This window comes from Pantoea sp. SGAir0183, from assembly GCF_043545505.1.
This window is the reverse complement of record NZ_CP028053.1, coordinates 3,461,095-3,477,625: the sequence shown is the minus strand read 5'-3', so window position 1 is coordinate 3,477,625 and position 16,531 is coordinate 3,461,095. Positions and strand designations below refer to the sequence as shown.

Annotated in this window: 16 protein-coding genes; 13 read left to right on the top strand and 3 right to left on the bottom strand. The window is 53.9% G+C overall.

The genetic code is table 11. The features are described from left to right. Positions 1–13 precede the first annotated feature (13 nt). The 12 genes from C1N59_RS16240 (at position 14) to C1N59_RS16185 (ending at position 13,586) form a co-directional block, all read left to right on the top strand. Positions 14–559, top strand: coding sequence for an OmpH family outer membrane protein (locus C1N59_RS16240; protein ID WP_191091151.1), 546 nt, complete (start codon positions 14–16; stop codon positions 557–559). 3 nt (positions 560–562) lie between these two features. Beyond that, a complete protein-coding gene (gene lpxD / locus C1N59_RS16235; RefSeq protein WP_394549878.1) occupies positions 563–1,588 on the top strand; it encodes a UDP-3-O-(3-hydroxymyristoyl)glucosamine N-acyltransferase in 1,026 nt (341 codons plus the stop codon). A gap of 151 nt (positions 1,589–1,739) precedes the next feature. Next, entirely contained in the window at positions 1,740–2,195 is a 456-nt protein-coding gene (gene fabZ, locus C1N59_RS16230; RefSeq protein WP_006117769.1) for a 3-hydroxyacyl-ACP dehydratase FabZ, read from the top strand. A 3-nt stretch (positions 2,196–2,198) separates the two neighbouring features. Next, positions 2,199–2,987 carry an acyl-ACP--UDP-N-acetylglucosamine O-acyltransferase gene (gene lpxA / locus C1N59_RS16225; RefSeq protein WP_006117770.1) on the top strand — a complete coding sequence of 263 codons (789 nt, stop codon included), beginning with the start codon at positions 2,199–2,201 and terminating at the stop codon, positions 2,985–2,987. A 3-nt stretch (positions 2,988–2,990) separates the two neighbouring features. Then, on the top strand, positions 2,991–4,139 hold the full coding sequence (lpxB, locus tag C1N59_RS16220) for a lipid-A-disaccharide synthase (RefSeq protein WP_054634466.1): 1,149 nt from the start codon (positions 2,991–2,993) through the stop codon (positions 4,137–4,139). Beyond that, positions 4,132–4,758 (top strand): ribonuclease HII, encoded by a 627-nt coding sequence (gene rnhB / locus C1N59_RS16215; protein WP_033740315.1) that lies wholly within the window; start codon positions 4,132–4,134, stop codon positions 4,756–4,758. Before lpxB ends, rnhB begins: the two co-directional genes overlap by 8 nt. A 28-nt stretch (positions 4,759–4,786) precedes the next feature. Beyond that, the gene (dnaE, locus tag C1N59_RS16210; RefSeq protein WP_033740316.1) at positions 4,787–8,269 is read left to right on the top strand and encodes a DNA polymerase III subunit alpha; all 3,483 of its coding nucleotides are present in this window, start codon (positions 4,787–4,789) and stop codon (positions 8,267–8,269) included. Between the two features lie 12 nt (positions 8,270–8,281). Continuing rightward, positions 8,282–9,238, top strand: a complete 957-nt coding sequence (accA, locus tag C1N59_RS16205; protein WP_033740317.1) for an acetyl-CoA carboxylase carboxyl transferase subunit alpha — start codon at positions 8,282–8,284, stop codon at positions 9,236–9,238. A 121-nt stretch (positions 9,239–9,359) separates the two neighbouring features. Then, positions 9,360–11,516 (top strand): lysine decarboxylase LdcC, encoded by a 2,157-nt coding sequence (locus C1N59_RS16200; protein ID WP_394549877.1) that lies wholly within the window; start codon positions 9,360–9,362, stop codon positions 11,514–11,516. A 20-nt stretch (positions 11,517–11,536) separates the two neighbouring features. Next, on the top strand, positions 11,537–11,926 hold the full coding sequence (locus C1N59_RS16195) for a VOC family protein (protein WP_033740319.1): 390 nt from the start codon (positions 11,537–11,539) through the stop codon (positions 11,924–11,926). Positions 11,927–11,973: 47 nt separating this feature from the next. Beyond that, the gene (gene tilS / locus C1N59_RS16190) at positions 11,974–13,281 is read left to right on the top strand and encodes a tRNA lysidine(34) synthetase TilS (protein ID WP_394549876.1); all 1,308 of its coding nucleotides are present in this window, start codon (positions 11,974–11,976) and stop codon (positions 13,279–13,281) included. Continuing rightward, on the top strand, positions 13,278–13,586 hold the full coding sequence (locus C1N59_RS16185) for a c-type cytochrome (RefSeq protein WP_006117780.1): 309 nt from the start codon (positions 13,278–13,280) through the stop codon (positions 13,584–13,586). Before tilS ends, C1N59_RS16185 begins: the two co-directional genes overlap by 4 nt. 40 nt (positions 13,587–13,626) lie before the next feature. On the opposite strand, the gene rof is transcribed toward C1N59_RS16185, so the two are convergent. Both rof and C1N59_RS16175 read right to left on the bottom strand, forming a co-directional pair. Next, positions 13,627–13,887, bottom strand: a complete 261-nt coding sequence (gene rof / locus C1N59_RS16180; protein ID WP_033740322.1) for a Rho-binding antiterminator — start codon at positions 13,885–13,887, stop codon at positions 13,627–13,629. Further along, positions 13,874–14,074 (bottom strand): YaeP family protein, encoded by a 201-nt coding sequence (locus C1N59_RS16175; protein WP_033740323.1) that lies wholly within the window; start codon positions 14,072–14,074, stop codon positions 13,874–13,876. Before C1N59_RS16175 ends, rof begins: the two co-directional genes overlap by 14 nt. A gap of 217 nt (positions 14,075–14,291) precedes the next feature. Between C1N59_RS16175 and arfB the strand changes: the two genes are divergently transcribed. Next, positions 14,292–14,702 carry an alternative ribosome rescue aminoacyl-tRNA hydrolase ArfB gene (arfB, locus tag C1N59_RS16170; protein WP_006117783.1) on the top strand — a complete coding sequence of 137 codons (411 nt, stop codon included), beginning with the start codon at positions 14,292–14,294 and terminating at the stop codon, positions 14,700–14,702. Positions 14,703–14,793: 91 nt separating this feature from the next. On the opposite strand, the gene proS is transcribed toward arfB, so the two are convergent. After that, entirely contained in the window at positions 14,794–16,512 is a 1,719-nt protein-coding gene (proS, locus tag C1N59_RS16165; protein WP_033740325.1) for a proline--tRNA ligase, read from the bottom strand. Between the last annotated feature and the right edge of the window lie 19 nt (positions 16,513–16,531).

Genomic DNA, 16,531 nt, shown 5'->3' with positions numbered 1-16,531 from the left:
GTGGAGCATTGTTATGCTCCGCACTGCAAACATACATGTTGAGGGTAAGGAGTTTATAGTGAAAAAGTTGTTATGTGCAGTTACTCTGGGTGTTGCATTGGCTGCTTCTGCTGGCGCACAGGCGGCCGATAAAGTCGCAACTGTTGATCTGAGCCAGGTTTTCCAGAAATCACCTCAGCGCGCTGCTATCTCCAAACAGCTTGAGAGTGAGTTCCAGGGCCGCGCCACTGAACTCCGTTCTCAGCACGACAAAATTCAGCAGGAAATGCAGGATCTGCAGCGCAATGCGCCGACCATGAAGGCGAGCGAGCGCAACAAGAAAGAGAAGCAGATCGAATCTGAGCGCAATGCCTTCCAGGCGAAAGCAGACGCGTTTGAGAAAGACAACCAGACTCGTCAGGTTCAGGAACGTAACAAGCTGCTGGAAAAAATCCAGACTGCCGTTCAGTCAGTTGCCAAAAGCGGCGGATATGACCTGGTCCTGAATTCTCAGGCTGTGCTTTATTCTGGTTCTGATGTGAAAGACATCACTGATGAAGTTGCGAAGCAGGTTAAATAATCGATGTCATCAATTCGACTGGCTGATTTAGCCCAGCAGTTGGATGCAGAATTGCACGGAGATGGCGATATCGCCATCTCCGGCATTGCTTCTATGCAATCCGCCACAACTGGTCAAATCACATTTCTTGCCAACAGCCGCTACCGCGAGCAGCTCGCGCTGGTCCAGGCATCAGCCGTGGTGCTGACGGAAGCGGATCTGGAATGGTGTAAAACCGCCGCGCTGGTGGTGAAAAATCCTTATCTCACCTATGCGAGAATGGCGCAGCTGCTCGACACTACGCCACAGCCCGCGCAGGATATTGCGCCAAGTGCTGTGATTGATCCCAGCGCGAGACTCGGTGCCAATGTCTCTGTCGGGGCCAATGCGGTTATTGAATCTGACGTTGAGCTCGGTGATAACGTTGTCATTGGCGCAGGCTGTTTTGTGGGTAAAAAAGCCCGTATCGGCAGCGGTACGCGTTTGTGGGCTAACGTCTCGGTTTACCATGAAGTAGTCATTGGTCAGCATTGCCTGATTCAGTCCGGCACCGTCATCGGTTCTGATGGCTTCGGCTACGCGAACGATCGGGGTAACTGGGTGAAAATACCGCAGTTGGGCTCGGTGATTATTGGCGATCGGGTAGAAATTGGTGCCTGTACGACCATTGATCGTGGTGCGCTGGATAACACTCTGATCGGCAATGGTGTTATCATAGATAACCAATGTCAGATTGCCCACAACGTAGTGATTGGCGACAATACTGCGGTTGCTGGCGGTGTGATCATGGCGGGTAGTTTAAAAATTGGTCGTTATTGTATGATTGGCGGTGCCAGCGTCATCAACGGCCATATGGAAATCTGTGACAAAGTAACCGTAACCGGTATGGGCATGGTTATGCGTCCGATAACAGAACCTGGTGTATACTCCTCAGGAATTCCATTACAGCCCAACAAAACCTGGCGCAAAACTGCAGCGTTGGTGATGAATATCGACGACATGAGCAAACGCTTAAAAGCAATCGAGCGCAAAGTCGGCAAAGACGACTAAACGCCATCCCATGACTGACCGGCTTTCATAATAACAGTGTAAGCAGGGAAGCCAGGCGCCACGGAAACTATTTGCGGCCTGCCAACGATCATGATGATCGGTGCAGGCCGTGTTATTGATGTCATCAGATTTTTAGGACAGGAAGAGTATTTTGACTACTGAAACTCATACTCTGCAAATTGAAGAGATTTTAGAGCTGCTGCCGCACCGTTATCCGTTTCTGCTGGTAGACCGCGTGCTGGATTTTGAAGAAAACAAATATCTGCGCGCGGTAAAGAACGTCTCCTTTAACGAACCGTTTTTCCAGGGGCATTTCCCTGGTAAACCGATTTTTCCCGGCGTTCTGATTCTGGAAGCGATGGCGCAGGCCACCGGTATTCTGGCATTCAAAAGCGTGGGTAAACTGGAGCCAGGCGAGCTCTATTATTTTGCAGGCATTGATAATGCCCGTTTCAAGCGTCCGGTCGTACCGGGCGATCAAATGATTATGGAAGTGACTTTCGAGAAAACCCGCCGTGGTCTGACGCGCTTTAACGGCGTAGCGACCGTGGACGGTAAAATCGTTTGTGAAGCGACCATGATGTGTGCCCGTAGCCGGGAGGCATAATTCGTGATTGATCCAACCGCCAACATCCATCCCAGTTCTGTCATTGAAGACGGGGCCATCATCGGCCCTGGCGTTCATATCGGCCCGTTCTGCTTTATCGGGGCGAATGTTGAAATTGGTGAAGGAACCGTACTCAAGTCACACGTTGTGGTGAATGGCCATACACGTATCGGTAAAGACAATCAGATCTATCAGTTCGCCTCCATTGGTGAAGTGAATCAGGATTTAAAATACGCGGGCGAACCTACCCGGGTTGAGATTGGCGATCGTAACCGAATCCGTGAAAGCGTCACCATTCATCGCGGCACGACGCAGGGCACGAATGTCACGGTTGTCGGCAGCGACAACCTGCTGATGGTTAACGTCCACATCGCCCATGACTGTGTGATCGGCAACCGCTGCATCATGGCCAACAACGCCACGCTGGGCGGCCATGTCACGGTGGATGATTTCGCCATCATTGGCGGTATGACCGCTGTGCACCAGTGGTGCACCATTGGCGCGCATGTGATGGTTGGCGGGTGTTCAGGCGTTGCTCAGGATGTGCCGCCCTATGTTATTGCACAGGGGAATCACGCGACGCCATTCGGAATCAATATTGAAGGCCTGAAACGTCGCGGCTTCAGCAAAGAGTCACTGCACGCGATTCGTAATGCCTATAAGTTGCTTTACCGCAGCGGCAGAACGCTGGATGAGGTTAAGCCAGAAATCGAAGCGATTGCTCAGCAACACAGTGAAGTGCAGCCTTTCTATGACTTTTTTGCCCGTTCAACTCGTGGATTAATTCGCTAATTCATGTCAGCGCGTCCCCTTACGATAGCCGTCGTCGCCGGAGAAACCTCTGGCGACATCCTTGGTGCAGGCCTGATTCGTGCCTTAAAAGCGCGTCATCCTGATGCCCGGTTTGTTGGCGTCGCAGGCCCATTGATGCAGGCCGAAGGCTGTGAAGCCTGGTACGAAATGGAAGAACTGGCGGTGATGGGCATTGTGGAAGTGCTGGGACGATTGCGCCGCTTGCTGGCTATTCGTCGCGATCTGACACAGCGCTTTATCTCGCTGAAACCCGATGTGTTTGTCGGTATTGACGCACCGGATTTCAATATCACGCTGGAAGGTAATCTTAAGCGCGCAGGCATTCGCACGATTCATTACGTCAGTCCCTCTGTCTGGGCCTGGCGGCAAAAACGGGTGTTCAAAATCGGTCGCAACACCGATCTGGTGCTGGCATTTCTGCCGTTTGAAAAAGCCTTTTACGATCGTTTCGGTGTCCCGTGCCGTTTTATCGGCCACACCATGGCGGATGCTATGCCGCTACAGCCCGACAAAGCCGCCGCCCGTCGCCATCTGGGCATTGACAACAATGCCCAGTGTCTGGCGTTATTGCCCGGCAGTCGCAGTGCCGAAGTTGACATGCTGAGTGCTGACTTTCTTAAAACGGCGCAGATACTGCGTAAGCGCTATCCGGCGCTGGAAATTGTGGTACCGCTGGTTAACCCGAAGCGCCGCGAGCAGTTTGAGCAAATCAAAGCGCAGGTTGCGCCGGAGCTGCCCGTGCATCTGCTGGACGGGCAGGGCCGTGAAGCGATGGTGGCCAGTGATGCTGCGCTGCTGGCGTCCGGCACCGCGGCGCTTGAATGCATGCTGGCGAAATGCCCCATGGTCGTGGGCTACCGCATGAAGCCGTTTACCTTCTGGCTGGCAAAACGCCTGGTCAAAACCGACTACGTTTCGTTGCCTAACCTGCTGGCCGGGCGAGAGCTTGTCAAAGAGCTGCTGCAGGATGAGTGCCAACCTGAAGCGCTGGCTGCGGCGCTGGATCCGCTGTTACATGCCAGTCATGAACGCGAAACGTTATTGCAGACCTTCCACGAACTGCACCAGCAGATTCGCTGGAATGCGGACGAACAAGCCGCAAATGCGGTACTGGAGCTCGCCAATGGCTGATTTTATCTATCCCAACGCCCGACTGATTGCCGGTGTGGATGAAGTGGGGCGCGGCCCGCTGGTTGGTGCGGTGGTGACTGCGGCGGTAATTCTCGATCCGGCGAAACCCATTCCGGGCCTGGCCGATTCGAAAAAGCTCTCAGAGAAACGTCGCCTGGCGCTGTTTGATCAGATTAAAGAGCATGCGCTGGCCTGGAGTCTGGGCCGTGCCGAACCGGAAGAGATCGACAGCCTGAATATTCTGCATGCCACGATGCTGGCGATGCAGCGCGCGGTGGCCGGCCTGGCGATCACGCCTGATTATGTGCTGATTGACGGCAATCGCTGTCCGGCCTTGCCTGTGCCATCACTGGCCGTAGTAAAAGGCGACAGCCTGGTTGCTGAAATCAGTGCGGCCTCGATCATCGCCAAAGTCACGCGCGATCGTGAAATGGCAGAGCTGGATTTGTTGTTTCCGCAGTATGGTTTTGCGCAACATAAAGGTTATCCTACGGCGTTACATATGGAAAAGTTAACGCAGTATGGCGCAACACCACATCACCGCCGCAGCTTTGCGCCGGTGCGTAATGCGCTCATCGATGCCGAAGTGCTGGCGAGCAGCGCCTCCACGCTGCGCTAATCCGCCCCTGTTTTAACCGGAAACTGATATGGCCGAACCCCGTTTTATACATCTGCATGTTCACAGCGACTATTCCATGATCGACGGCCTGGCGAAAACCGGCCCGCTGATTAAGAAAGCGGCTGCGTTAGGCATGCCAGCCATGGCGATTACCGACTTCACCAACCTGTGTGGTCTGGTGAAATTTTACGGTGGTGCGCATGGGGCGGGGATCAAACCGATTATCGGGGCGGATTTTAACGTTGCCAGTGAACTGATGGGGGATGAACTGACCCAGATTACGGTGCTGGCGGCCAACAACACCGGCTATCAAAACCTCACGTTACTCATTTCCCGCGCGTATCAACGCGGTTACGGTGTGGCCGGTCCGATAATCGATCGTGACTGGCTGGCTGAATTACAGGAAGGTCTGATCCTGCTGTCAGGTGGCCGTCGTGGAGATGTGGGGCGCAGTCTGCTGCGCGGTAACAGCGCACTGGTTTCAGAGTGCCTGGCATTTTATCAGCAACATTTTGCCGATCGCTATTACCTGGAACTGGTACGTACCGGCCGACCCGACGAAGAAACCTATCTGCACGCCGCCGTTGAGCTGGCGATTGCCGAAGGCATCCCGGTTGTGGCCACGAACGAGGTCTGCTTCCTGAATGAAGAGGACTTTGATGCGCATGAAATTCGCGTCGCCATTCATGATGGTTATACGCTGGACGATCCTAAACGGCCCCGTAATTACAGTCCTCAGCAATATATGCGCAGCGAAGACGAGATGTGCGAGTTGTTCGCAGACATCCCTGAAGCGCTCGAAAACAGCGTAGAGATTGCTAAGCGTTGTAACGTCACCGTCAGACTGGGTGAGTACTTTCTGCCGCAGTTCCCGACGGGCGACATGACCACCGAGGATTTCCTGGTAATGAAATCCCGTGAGGGGCTGGAAGAGCGTCTGGCGATGCTGTTCCCGGATGAAGCCGTGCGGGCGGAAAAACGGCCGGAATACGATGAACGTCTGGACGTTGAACTGAACGTAATCAACCAGATGGGATTCCCCGGCTACTTCCTGATCGTAATGGAGTTTATCCAGTGGTCGAAAGATAACGGCGTACCGGTAGGGCCGGGACGCGGTTCGGGGGCCGGTTCGCTGGTGGCCTATGCGCTCAAAATTACCGATCTCGATCCCCTTGAGTTCGACCTGCTGTTCGAACGTTTTCTTAACCCTGAACGCGTTTCCATGCCCGATTTCGACGTCGATTTCTGTATGGAAAAACGTGACCAGGTGATTGAACACGTGGCCGATATGTACGGCCGCGAAGCGGTATCCCAGATTATTACCTTCGGTACGATGGCGGCTAAGGCGGTCATTCGTGACGTGGGCCGCGTGCTGGGCCATCCCTATGGTTTTGTCGATCGTATTTCAAAACTGGTGCCGCCCGATCCGGGCATGACGCTGGACAAAGCCTTTGCCGCGGAACCGCAGCTGCCTGAAATTTACGAGGCGGATGAAGAGGTTAAAGCGCTTATCGATATGGCGCGGAAGCTGGAAGGGGTAACCCGAAACGCCGGTAAACATGCGGGTGGCGTGGTGATCGCGCCAACGAAGATCACCGATTTTGCACCGCTGTATTGTGATGAAAACGGTCAGTATCCGGTAACCCAGTTCGATAAAAATGATGTGGAATATGCGGGCCTGGTAAAGTTTGACTTCCTGGGGCTGCGAACGCTCACCATCATTGACTGGGCGCTGAAAATGATTAACCCGCGCCGCGAAAAGCAGGGCTTACCGCCGATCGATATCGCAACCATTCCGCTTGAAGACAAAAAGAGCTTCGACATGCTGCAGCGCGCGGAAACCACTGCGGTTTTCCAGCTTGAATCGCGCGGCATGAAAGATCTGATTAAGCGCCTGAAGCCTGACTGTTTTGAAGATATGATCGCGCTTGTGGCCCTGTTCCGTCCGGGGCCCTTACAGTCGGGCATGGTTGATAACTTCATTGACCGTAAGCACGGTCGGGAAGCCATCTCTTACCCGGATATTCAGTGGCAACACGAAAGCCTGAAGCCGGTACTGGAGCCGACCTACGGCATTATCCTCTACCAGGAACAGGTTATGCAGATTGCCCAGGTCTTGTCCGGCTACACGCTGGGCGGGGCGGACATGCTGCGTCGCGCCATGGGTAAGAAGAAGCCTGAAGAGATGGCCAAACAGCGCTCTGTTTTTAAAGAGGGCGCGGAAAAGATGGGCATCGATGGCGAACTGTCGATGAAAATCTTCGATCTGGTAGAGAAATTCGCGGGTTATGGCTTTAACAAGTCGCACTCCGCCGCTTACGCGCTGGTGTCTTATCAGACCTTATGGCTGAAAGCGCACTATCCAGCGGAATTCATGGCGGCTGTGATGACGGCGGATATGGACAACACAGAAAAAGTGGTGGGTCTGGTAGATGAATGCTGGCGCATGGGCCTGAAAGTCCTGCCGCCGGACATTAACTCAGGTCTGTATCAGTTCCACGTTAATGATGAGGGCGAGATCGTTTACGGTATCGGCGCCATCAAAGGTGTGGGGGAAGGGCCGATCGAAGCGATCATCGATGCGCGTAACGAAGGCGGTTACTTCCGCGAACTGTTCGATCTCTGCGCGCGAACGGATACCAAAAAGATCAATCGCCGCGTGATGGAAAAGTTGATCATGTCCGGCGCCTTTGATCGTCTGGGCCCACATCGTGCCGCCCTGATGAGCGCACTGAACGATGCGCTGAAAGCGGCAGATCAGCATGCTAAAGCGGAAGCAATCGGTCAGGCCGACATGTTTGGCGTGCTGGCCGATGAGCCTGAGCAGGTCGAACAGTCTTACGCCAGCGTCACGCCATGGCCGGAACAGGTGCAACTGGACGGTGAACGGGAAACCCTGGGTTTGTATCTGACCGGCCACCCGATTAACCAGTATCTGAAAGAAATTGAGCGTTACGTGGGTGGGATGCGTTTGAAAGATATGCATCCGACCGATCGTGGTAAGATTACCGTCGCGGCAGGCCTGGTGATTGCTGCGCGTGTAATGGTGACCAAACGCGGCAACCGAATTGGTATTTGTACACTGGACGACCGCTCTGGCCGTCTTGAAGTCATGTTATTTACCGATGCGTTAGATAAATACCAGCAACTGCTGGAGAAAGACCGTATCCTGATCGTCAGCGGACAGGTCAGCTTTGATGACTTTAGTGGTGGCCTTAAAATGACCGCCCGTGAAGTCATGGACATAGATGAAGCGCGTGAAAAATACGCGCGCGGACTTGCTATCTCGCTGACAGACAGGCAAATTGATGACCAGCTATTAAACCGACTCCGTCAGTCCCTTGAGCCTCATCGTTCAGGGACAATTCCGGTGCATCTCTACTATCAGAGAGCCGACGCGCGAGCGAAGCTACGCTTTGGTGCAGCGTGGCGAATATCGCCCAGCGATCGTTTACTCAACGATTTGCGGTCGTTAATTGGATCGGAGCAGGTAGAACTGGAGTTTGACTAAAACAGGAACATTATGAGTCTTAATTACCTGGATTTTGAACAGCCAATCGCAGAACTGGAAGCAAAAATTGATTCGCTTACCTCGATTGGTCGTCAGGACGATAAACACGTCAATCTCGACGAAGAAGTTAAGCGTCTGCGCGAGAAAAGCGTTGAGCTGACACGTAAAATCTTCGCCGATTTGGGCGCATGGCAAATCGCCCAACTGGCGCGACATCCATTACGTCCTTATACCTTTGATTATGTGCGCAATGCGTTTGACGATTTCGATGAGCTTGCGGGTGACCGCGCTTATGCGGATGACAAAGCGATTGTCGGCGGGATTGCCCGCCTCGACGGCCGTCCTGTGATGATCATCGGTCACCAGAAAGGGCGCGAAACCAAAGAGAAGATTCGCCGTAATTTTGGTATGCCGGCACCGGAAGGCTATCGCAAAGCGTTGCGCCTGATGGAAATGGCCGAACGCTTTAAAATGCCTATTATCACCTTTATCGACACGCCGGGTGCGTATCCGGGCGTGGGCGCGGAAGAGCGCGGTCAGTCTGAAGCTATCGCACGCAACCTGCGCGAAATGTCAGGCCTGAAAGTACCGGTTATCTGTACCGTTATCGGTGAGGGCGGTTCGGGTGGCGCACTGGCTATCGGCGTGGGCGACAAAGTGAACATGCTGCAGTACAGCACCTATTCGGTCATTTCACCGGAAGGCTGTGCCTCTATTCTGTGGAAAAGCGCCGATAAAGCGCCGCTGGCCGCAGAAGCGATGGGCATTACCGCGCCGCGTCTGAAAGAGCTTAAGCTGATTGATTCGGTCATCCCTGAGCCACTGGGCGGCGCGCATCGCCATCCGGTAGAAATGGCGCAGACGCTAAAACAGCAACTGCTGGCCGATCTGGCCGACCTGGAAGGGTTAAGCACCGAAGAATTATTAGATCGCCGTTATCAGCGTCTGATGAGTTATGGCTACGCCTGATTCAGTGCTGTGACGTAAAAGCGGACTCCGGTCCGCTTTTTTTATGCCACGAATCTGACTGCGGTTTCGTGGCGTAATTCGCTATGCTTACTCAATGCCTCAACAATCAGGGAGATGTGCATTGAATATTCTGGCGATCATGGGCGCGCATGGCGTGTTTTACAAAGATGAACCGTTACGCGAGTTGGATGTAGCACTGAGTCAGCAAGGTTTTCAGCTCATACGGCCTAAAAACACAGATGATCTTCTCAAACTGATTGAACACAATCCCCGTATCAGCGGTGTGATTTTTGACTGGGATGAGCACAACAGCCCTGAGCTGTGCGGTGAAATTAATCAGCTCAATGAATACCTGCCCCTGTATGCCTTTATTAATACCCACTCGCAAATGGATATCAGCATCAATGAGATGCGGCTACCGCTGCATTTTTTTGAGTACGCGCTGAATGCGGCCGACGATATCGCCTTGCACATCCGCCAGTACACGGATGATTACCTCGACCACATTACACCACCGTTAACCAAAGCGTTGTTCACCTATGTGAAAGAGGGAAAGTACACGTTCTGCACTCCGGGCCATATGGCCGGGACGGCCTTCCAGAAAAGTCCGGTGGGCTGTTTGTTCTATGACTTCTTTGGCGCGAATACGCTTAAGTCGGATATTTCGATTTCGGTGACTGAGCTGGGCTCGCTGCTGGATCATACCGGACCACATCTTGAGGCCGAAGAGTACATCGCCCGCACGTTCGGTGCGGAACAGAGCTATATGGTGACCAACGGCACCTCGACCTCGAACAAGATCGTGGGCATGTATGCCGCGCCGGCAGGCAGCACGATTCTGGTTGACCGTAACTGCCACAAGTCGCTTACCCACTTGCTGATGATGAGCGATCTGATTCCTGTCTGGCTAAAACCCACACGCAATGCCTTAGGCATTCTGGGCGGCATTCCGCAAAAAGAATTTACCCGTACCAGCATTGAACAGAAAGTGGCTGCCACGCCGCGCGCCAGCTGGCCCGTTCATGCAGTAATTACTAACTCGACCTACGACGGTTTGCTTTATAACACGCAGTACATCAAGCAAACGCTCGACGTCCCCTCGATTCACTTTGATTCGGCCTGGGTGCCTTACACCAATTTTCACCCTATCTATGAGGGGAAAAGCGGCATGAGCGGTGAGCGGATACCGGGCAAGGTGATTTATGAAACCCAGTCCACGCATAAACTGCTGGCTGCCTTTTCGCAGGCCTCATTAATTCACATCAAAGGCGAGTACGACGAACAAACCTTTAATGAAGCCTACATGATGCACACCACCACATCGCCCAATTACGCGATTGTTTCCTCTATTGAAACAGCCGCCGCCATGCTGCGGGGGAATCCGGGGAAAAGGCTCATCAATCGGTCAGTCGAGCGCGCGTTACATTTTCGTCGTGAAATACAGCGGTTGCGCGAAGAGTCGGACAGCTGGTTCTTTGATATCTGGCAACCAGAGCATGTGGATGAAGCGCAGTGCTGGCCGATCCAGCCGGGAGACGAAGCGTGGCATGGTTTCACCCAGGCCGATCGCGATCATATGTATCTCGATCCGATCAAAGTCACCATTCTTACACCGGGCATGAGCGAGTTAGGAGAAATGGCCGAAGAGGGGATCCCCGCTGCGCTGGTGGCGAAATTCCTTGATGAGCGTGGGATTGTGGTGGAAAAGACCGGTCCGTATAACCTGTTGTTCCTGTTCAGTATTGGCATCGACAAGACCAAGGCGATGAGCGTGCTGCGTGGATTAACCGAATTTAAGCGCGCCTACGACCTGAATCTGCGCGTAAAAAACATGCTGCCGGATCTGTATGCGGAAGATCCCGACTTTTACCGCACGATGCGCATCCAGACGCTGGCGCAGGGGATTCATCGCCTGATTCAGCAACATGACCTGCCGCGTCTGATGCTGAAAGCCTTTGATGTCTTACCTGAGATGAAAATGACGCCGCATCAGGCGTTCCAGCAGCAGGTGAAAGGCAATATTGAGACCGTAAACATGAATGAGCTGGTGGGCCGTATCTCTGCCAACATGATATTGCCTTATCCTCCCGGTGTACCGCTGGTGATGCCTGGCGAAATGATCACAGAACAAAGCCGCGCCGTGCTCGACTTCCTGCTCATGCTGTGTAGCATTGGGCGCCACTATCCTGGCTTTGAGACAGATATTCACGGCGCGACGCTAACCGAAGAAGGTGAATATCGGGTACGTGTGCTGAAACAGAGCGGGGAACAGGAATGAAGGACCAACAGGGAGCAAACATGCTACAGCTAACGCACATTCACCATATCGCCATCATTGCGTCAGATTATCATCGCAGTAAAGCCTTTTACTGCGACATACTGGGATTTGAACTGCAAAGTGAGCACTACCGCGAAGCGCGCGATTCGTGGAAAGGCGATCTGGCGTTAAACGGTCAGTACACCATTGAGCTGTTTTCCTTTCCACACCCGCCCGCCCGGGTCAGTCAGCCGGAAGCCTGTGGCCTTCGCCATCTGGCTTTCAGCGTGCCGGACGTGGAAGCCGCGGTGCGCTATCTGGACACGCAGGGCGTGACATGCGAACCCATTCGCATTGACGCGCTTACCGGGAAACCCTGTACCTTTTTTGCTGACCCGGATGGTTTGCCGCTTGAGTTGTATCAGGCGTAAACTGGCGGCTTTATGGCTCGTCCCACTGCCTGAGTTATGGAATTATCATGTCTGATTTTGACGCACTGCTGAATGAAAACGACGCGCTGGTAGTGGCGTTTAGCGGTGGCCTGGATTCTACCGTCCTGCTGCATAAGCTGCGGGACTGGCAACAGCACCATCCGGCCTCGCGGTTGCGTGCGCTGCATGTCCATCATGGCCTCAGTGCTAATGCCGACCACTGGGCGGCGCATTGCCAGACCCTGTGCGCAACATGGCAGATCCCCTGCGAGATCCTGCGCGTGCAGGTAACCGATCAGGGCGATGGCATTGAAGCGGCGGCGCGGCAGGCGCGTTATCGGGCATTGCACCAGGCGCTCCATGCGGATGAGAAACTCCTTACCGCACAGCACCTGGACGATCAGTGTGAAACCGTCCTGCTGGCCCTGAAACGCGGCAGTGGCCCGGCCGGTCTGGCGGCCATGCCGGTGGCGGGCTCTCTGGGTAAAAACCCTCTGCTTCGCCCGCTGTTAAGCTGTTCCCGGCAGTCATTAGAGCTGTATGCCCAAACGCATCAGTTGCAATGGGTTGAAGATGAGAGCAATCAGGATGTGCGTTACGACCGCAATTTTCTTCGTCAGCAACTCTTACCGGCCGTCGTGGCACGCTGGCCTCATTTCGCCAGTGCGACGGCGCGCAGTGCGGCACTCTGTGCTGAGCAGGAGCAACTGCTGGATGAGTTGCTGGCGGAACAACTCGCTGCGCTGATTCAGCCGGACGGTAGCCTGTGTTTCTCCGCGTTACTGACGATGAGTGAAGTGCGCAGTAATGCTTTGCTGCGTCGCTGGCTGGCCGGACAGGGCGCGCAAATGCCCTCGCGCGATGCGTTGCGCCGCATTCGTCAGGAAGTGATGCTGAGTCGTGAAGATGCCCAGCCACGGCTACGGTTAGGCCACAGCGAAATTCGCCGTTATCGCCAGCAGCTTTATATTTTGCCGATCAGAGAATCGTTACGCGACTGCGAAATCGCCTGGAAGAATCTCAACCAGACATTGCCCCTGCCGCAGCATATCGGCACGCTGCAGCCCGATTATACAATGCCTTTACTACGACGACCGACGCCGGAGGAACAGGTATTTGTGCGTTTTCACGCGACAGGGTACGTGCATATTGTGGATCGCGCGGGCGGGCGCGAGATGAAGAAAATCTGGCAGGGGTTGAATATCCCGTCATGGCAGCGGGAACGTATTCCGCTCATTTATTACAATCAAACGCTTATTTGCGCGCCCGGCCTGTTCGTGACCCGTGAAGGCGCAGCAGGGGAGGCACAGGGCTGGCAGATTCACTGGCACAAACCTACAGGAGTATCGTTGTGAAACAATGGATAGTGGCATTAACGTTTTTTACGTTGTTTCCGGCTTGTGCCGCAGGCGATATTCACGCGGGCGAACAGCGTTCGGCGGCCTGTACGGCCTGCCATGGTCCGAAAGGCATTGCGACGGTTCCCCTTTATCCCAGCCTGGCGGGCCAAAACGCCGCTTATCTCGCGCACGCGCTACAGGCCTATAAGAAGGGAGAGCGCAACGGTGGTCAGGCAGAGGTGATGAAAGCGTTTGTTGCGGGGCTCAGCGATGAGGAGATAACAGATTTAGCGGCGTACTACAGTTCGTTAAAGCCCTGATGAGATGGGCGGGAATGCATCCCGCCCGACGGGAAGTGAATTACTCTTCGCTGACCACGACGGTGCCGAGTTCAGGATGGCTAAAACTGGCAATATGATCGAGACGTAACTCGCGCGTTTCACCGGACAGTTCAATGGCCAGATACTCCACGTTTTTACGTGAAAGGATGTCCCTGGCCTTTGCCTTTAGCTGCTCGCCATCTTTTAACGCCAGCGACAGCATCCAGTTTTTTTGGCAGGCGAGTTCCAGATTATCGTAGTCATCGCAATTGATGGGTTTATAAGCTTCATTCATCAACATAGTCGCTCACCAATAAGTTTGCGGCGGCATAAGCCGCCTGTTCCCTGAGAGAAGAGTTTAGCGCAGCATTCGCGGCAATAGCATCAAGCGCGTTAAGCGCGCAGCCGATGGCATCGGGAATATAGCCCAGATCTCCGCTGCCAATTTCGGCATATTTTTGGCGAACTAACTCACAATATTTTTGCACGGGCACCTCCTCAGCAGAGCATAAATACTCTGGTTGATTTGCGACTATATCACAGGCATTTCAAGAAAATCAGCCAGGCGAAAGCAGGAACAGCGAGCAAATCACTGCTAAAGTAGCGGACTACGCCGTATCAGACGTTTCAGGATAAAGCACGAAAGGTTAAGTTGATGAACAGGTCAGAGCGAAAAAACGGGAACCGGACAAAGGCGGGTGGACGATGATTGCGCTGTCACGGAATGTCGAGCTGCCAGACAATGAAATTGAACTGACGGCCATTCGGGCGCAGGGGGCAGGGGGCCAGCACGTCAACAAAACCAGCACCGCTATTCATCTGCGTTTTGATATCGCCGCGTCTTCCCTGCCGCCGTTTTATAAAGAGCGGTTGCTCAGTGCCAGCCATCATTTAATTACCGGCGACGGGACGATTATCATCAAGGCGCAGGAATACCGCAGCCAGGAGATGAACCGCGAAGCGGCGCTGCAACGGCTGGTGAATTTGATTCAGGAGCTCACGAAGGTAGAGAAAGTCCGGCGCTCAACACGACCGACACGCGCGTCGAAAGCGCGCAGGCTGGAAGGGAAATCACGGCGCAGCCAGACCAAAGCATTGCGCGGTAAAGTGCTGTAAGACGTGGCCAGAGAATTACCTGTGGTCGTCAGGAGAACAGAGTCGACCATGCGTTAAAAAAAACGCCCCATGAAGGGGCGTTATGGCAGGCTTACTTGTTCAGTGCCTTGAGCAGGAAATCGACAATCTCATCCTGCTTAATCATCTGCTTTTCACCGGCACGACGGGCTTTGTATTCGATCTCCTGGTTATCAAGATTGCGATCGCCAATCACGATGGTATGCGGGACGCCAATCAGTTCCATATCGGCGAACATAACGCCTGGACGTTCTTTACGGTCATCCAGAATCACCTCGACGCCTTTCGCGCGCAGCGTGTTGTACAGTTCTTCCGCTAACTCTTTTACGCGGAATGATTTCTGCATGTTCATTGGCAGAATCGCTACGTCGAACGGGGCCAGTGCCGCAGGCCAGATGATACCGCGATCGTCATGGTTCTGCTCGATCGCCGCCGCCACTACACGGGTAATACCGATGCCGTAGCACCCCATCGTCATGACCTGATTACGACCATCTTCACCCTGAACGGCCGCTTTCATCGCTTCGGAGTATTTGGTGCCCAACTGGAAAATATGGCCTACTTCGATACCACGTTTGATCTGCAATGTGCCTTTGCCGTCCGGGCTCAGATCGCCTTCTACCACATTACGGATATCAGCAACCTCGGCCATGGGCAGATCGCGTTCCCAGTTAATGCCAACGTAGTGCTTACCGTCCACATTTGCACCGGCGCAGAAATCACTCATCTTCGCCACGGTACGGTCTGCGATAATCGGCATCGTCAACCCGACCGGCCCCAGCGAACCAAAGCCAGCACCCACCACGGCACGAATCTCTTCTTCGGTCGCGAAAACCAGCGGTGACGCAACCAGCGGCGATTTTTCAGCCTTAATTTCGTTCAGTTCGTGATCGCCGCGGACCAGGAAGGCAACCAGAGCATGACCGCTTCCCTCTGCACCCTTGACCATCAGCGTCTTCACGGTTTTCTCAATCGGCATCTGGAACTGATTCACCAGATCGGCGATGGTTTTGGCATTCGGTGTATCGATCTGACGCATTGTTTCCTGAGGCGCAGGGCGTTCGCCCGCCGGTGCCACGGCTTCGGCCAGTTCAATGTTCGCCGCATAGTCAGAGTCGGTTGAGAAGATCACATCATCTTCGCCGCTCTGTGCCAGTACCTGGAACTCATGTGAGGCACTGCCACCAATCGAGCCGGTGTCCGCCTGCACGGCACGGAAATCCAGACCCATACGGCTGAAGATCTGACTATAAGCGCGGTACATCGCGTCATAGGTTTCCTGCAGTGATTCCTGCGTGGTATGGAAGGAGTAGGCGTCTTTCATGATGAACTCGCGCGAACGCATCACGCCAAAACGTGGGCGCACTTCATCACGGAATTTGGTCTGAATTTGATACAGATTCAGCGGCAGCTGTTTATAAGAGCTCAGCTCATTACGAATCAGATCGGTAATCACTTCTTCATGCGTTGGGCCGAGCACAAACGGACGTTCATGACGATCGGCAACACGCAGTAATTCTGGACCGTACTGCTCCCAGCGGCCGCTCTCCTGCCACAGGTCTGCGGGTTGGACCACAGGCATTGAAATCTCAATGGCACCGGCGTTGTTCATTTCTTCGCGAACGATGTTTTCGACTTTTTTTAATACGCGCAGTCCGGTTGGCAGCCAGGTATATAACCCTGAGGCCAGTTTACGGATCATGCCGGCACGCAGCATCAGCTGGTGGCTGATCACTTCCGCGTCAGACGGTGTCTCTTTCTGAGTAGAGAGCAGATATTGAGTAGTACGCATTGATTACAATTCCAGTTGA

Bases quoted from the DNA above. Each gene is read 5' to 3' on its own strand.
- C1N59_RS16240 (WP_191091151.1), top strand. From the start codon at position 14: ATGCTCCGCACTGCAAACATACATGTTGAGGGTAAGGAGTTTATAGTG.
- lpxD (WP_394549878.1), top strand. From the start codon at position 563: ATGTCATCAATTCGACTGGCTGATTTAGCCCAGCAGTTGGATGCAGAA.
- lpxB (WP_054634466.1), top strand. From the start codon at position 2,991: ATGTCAGCGCGTCCCCTTACGATAGCCGTCGTCGCCGGAGAAACCTCT.
- rnhB (WP_033740315.1), top strand. From the start codon at position 4,132: ATGGCTGATTTTATCTATCCCAACGCCCGACTGATTGCCGGTGTGGAT.
- dnaE (WP_033740316.1), top strand. From the start codon at position 4,787: ATGGCCGAACCCCGTTTTATACATCTGCATGTTCACAGCGACTATTCC.
- accA (WP_033740317.1), top strand. From the start codon at position 8,282: ATGAGTCTTAATTACCTGGATTTTGAACAGCCAATCGCAGAACTGGAA.
- C1N59_RS16195 (WP_033740319.1), top strand. From the start codon at position 11,537: ATGCTACAGCTAACGCACATTCACCATATCGCCATCATTGCGTCAGAT.
- tilS (WP_394549876.1), top strand. From the start codon at position 11,974: ATGTCTGATTTTGACGCACTGCTGAATGAAAACGACGCGCTGGTAGTG.
- rof (WP_033740322.1), bottom strand. From the start codon at position 13,887: ATGTTGATGAATGAAGCTTATAAACCCATCAATTGCGATGACTACGAT.
- arfB (WP_006117783.1), top strand. From the start codon at position 14,292: ATGATTGCGCTGTCACGGAATGTCGAGCTGCCAGACAATGAAATTGAA.
- proS (WP_033740325.1), bottom strand. From the start codon at position 16,512: ATGCGTACTACTCAATATCTGCTCTCTACTCAGAAAGAGACACCGTCT.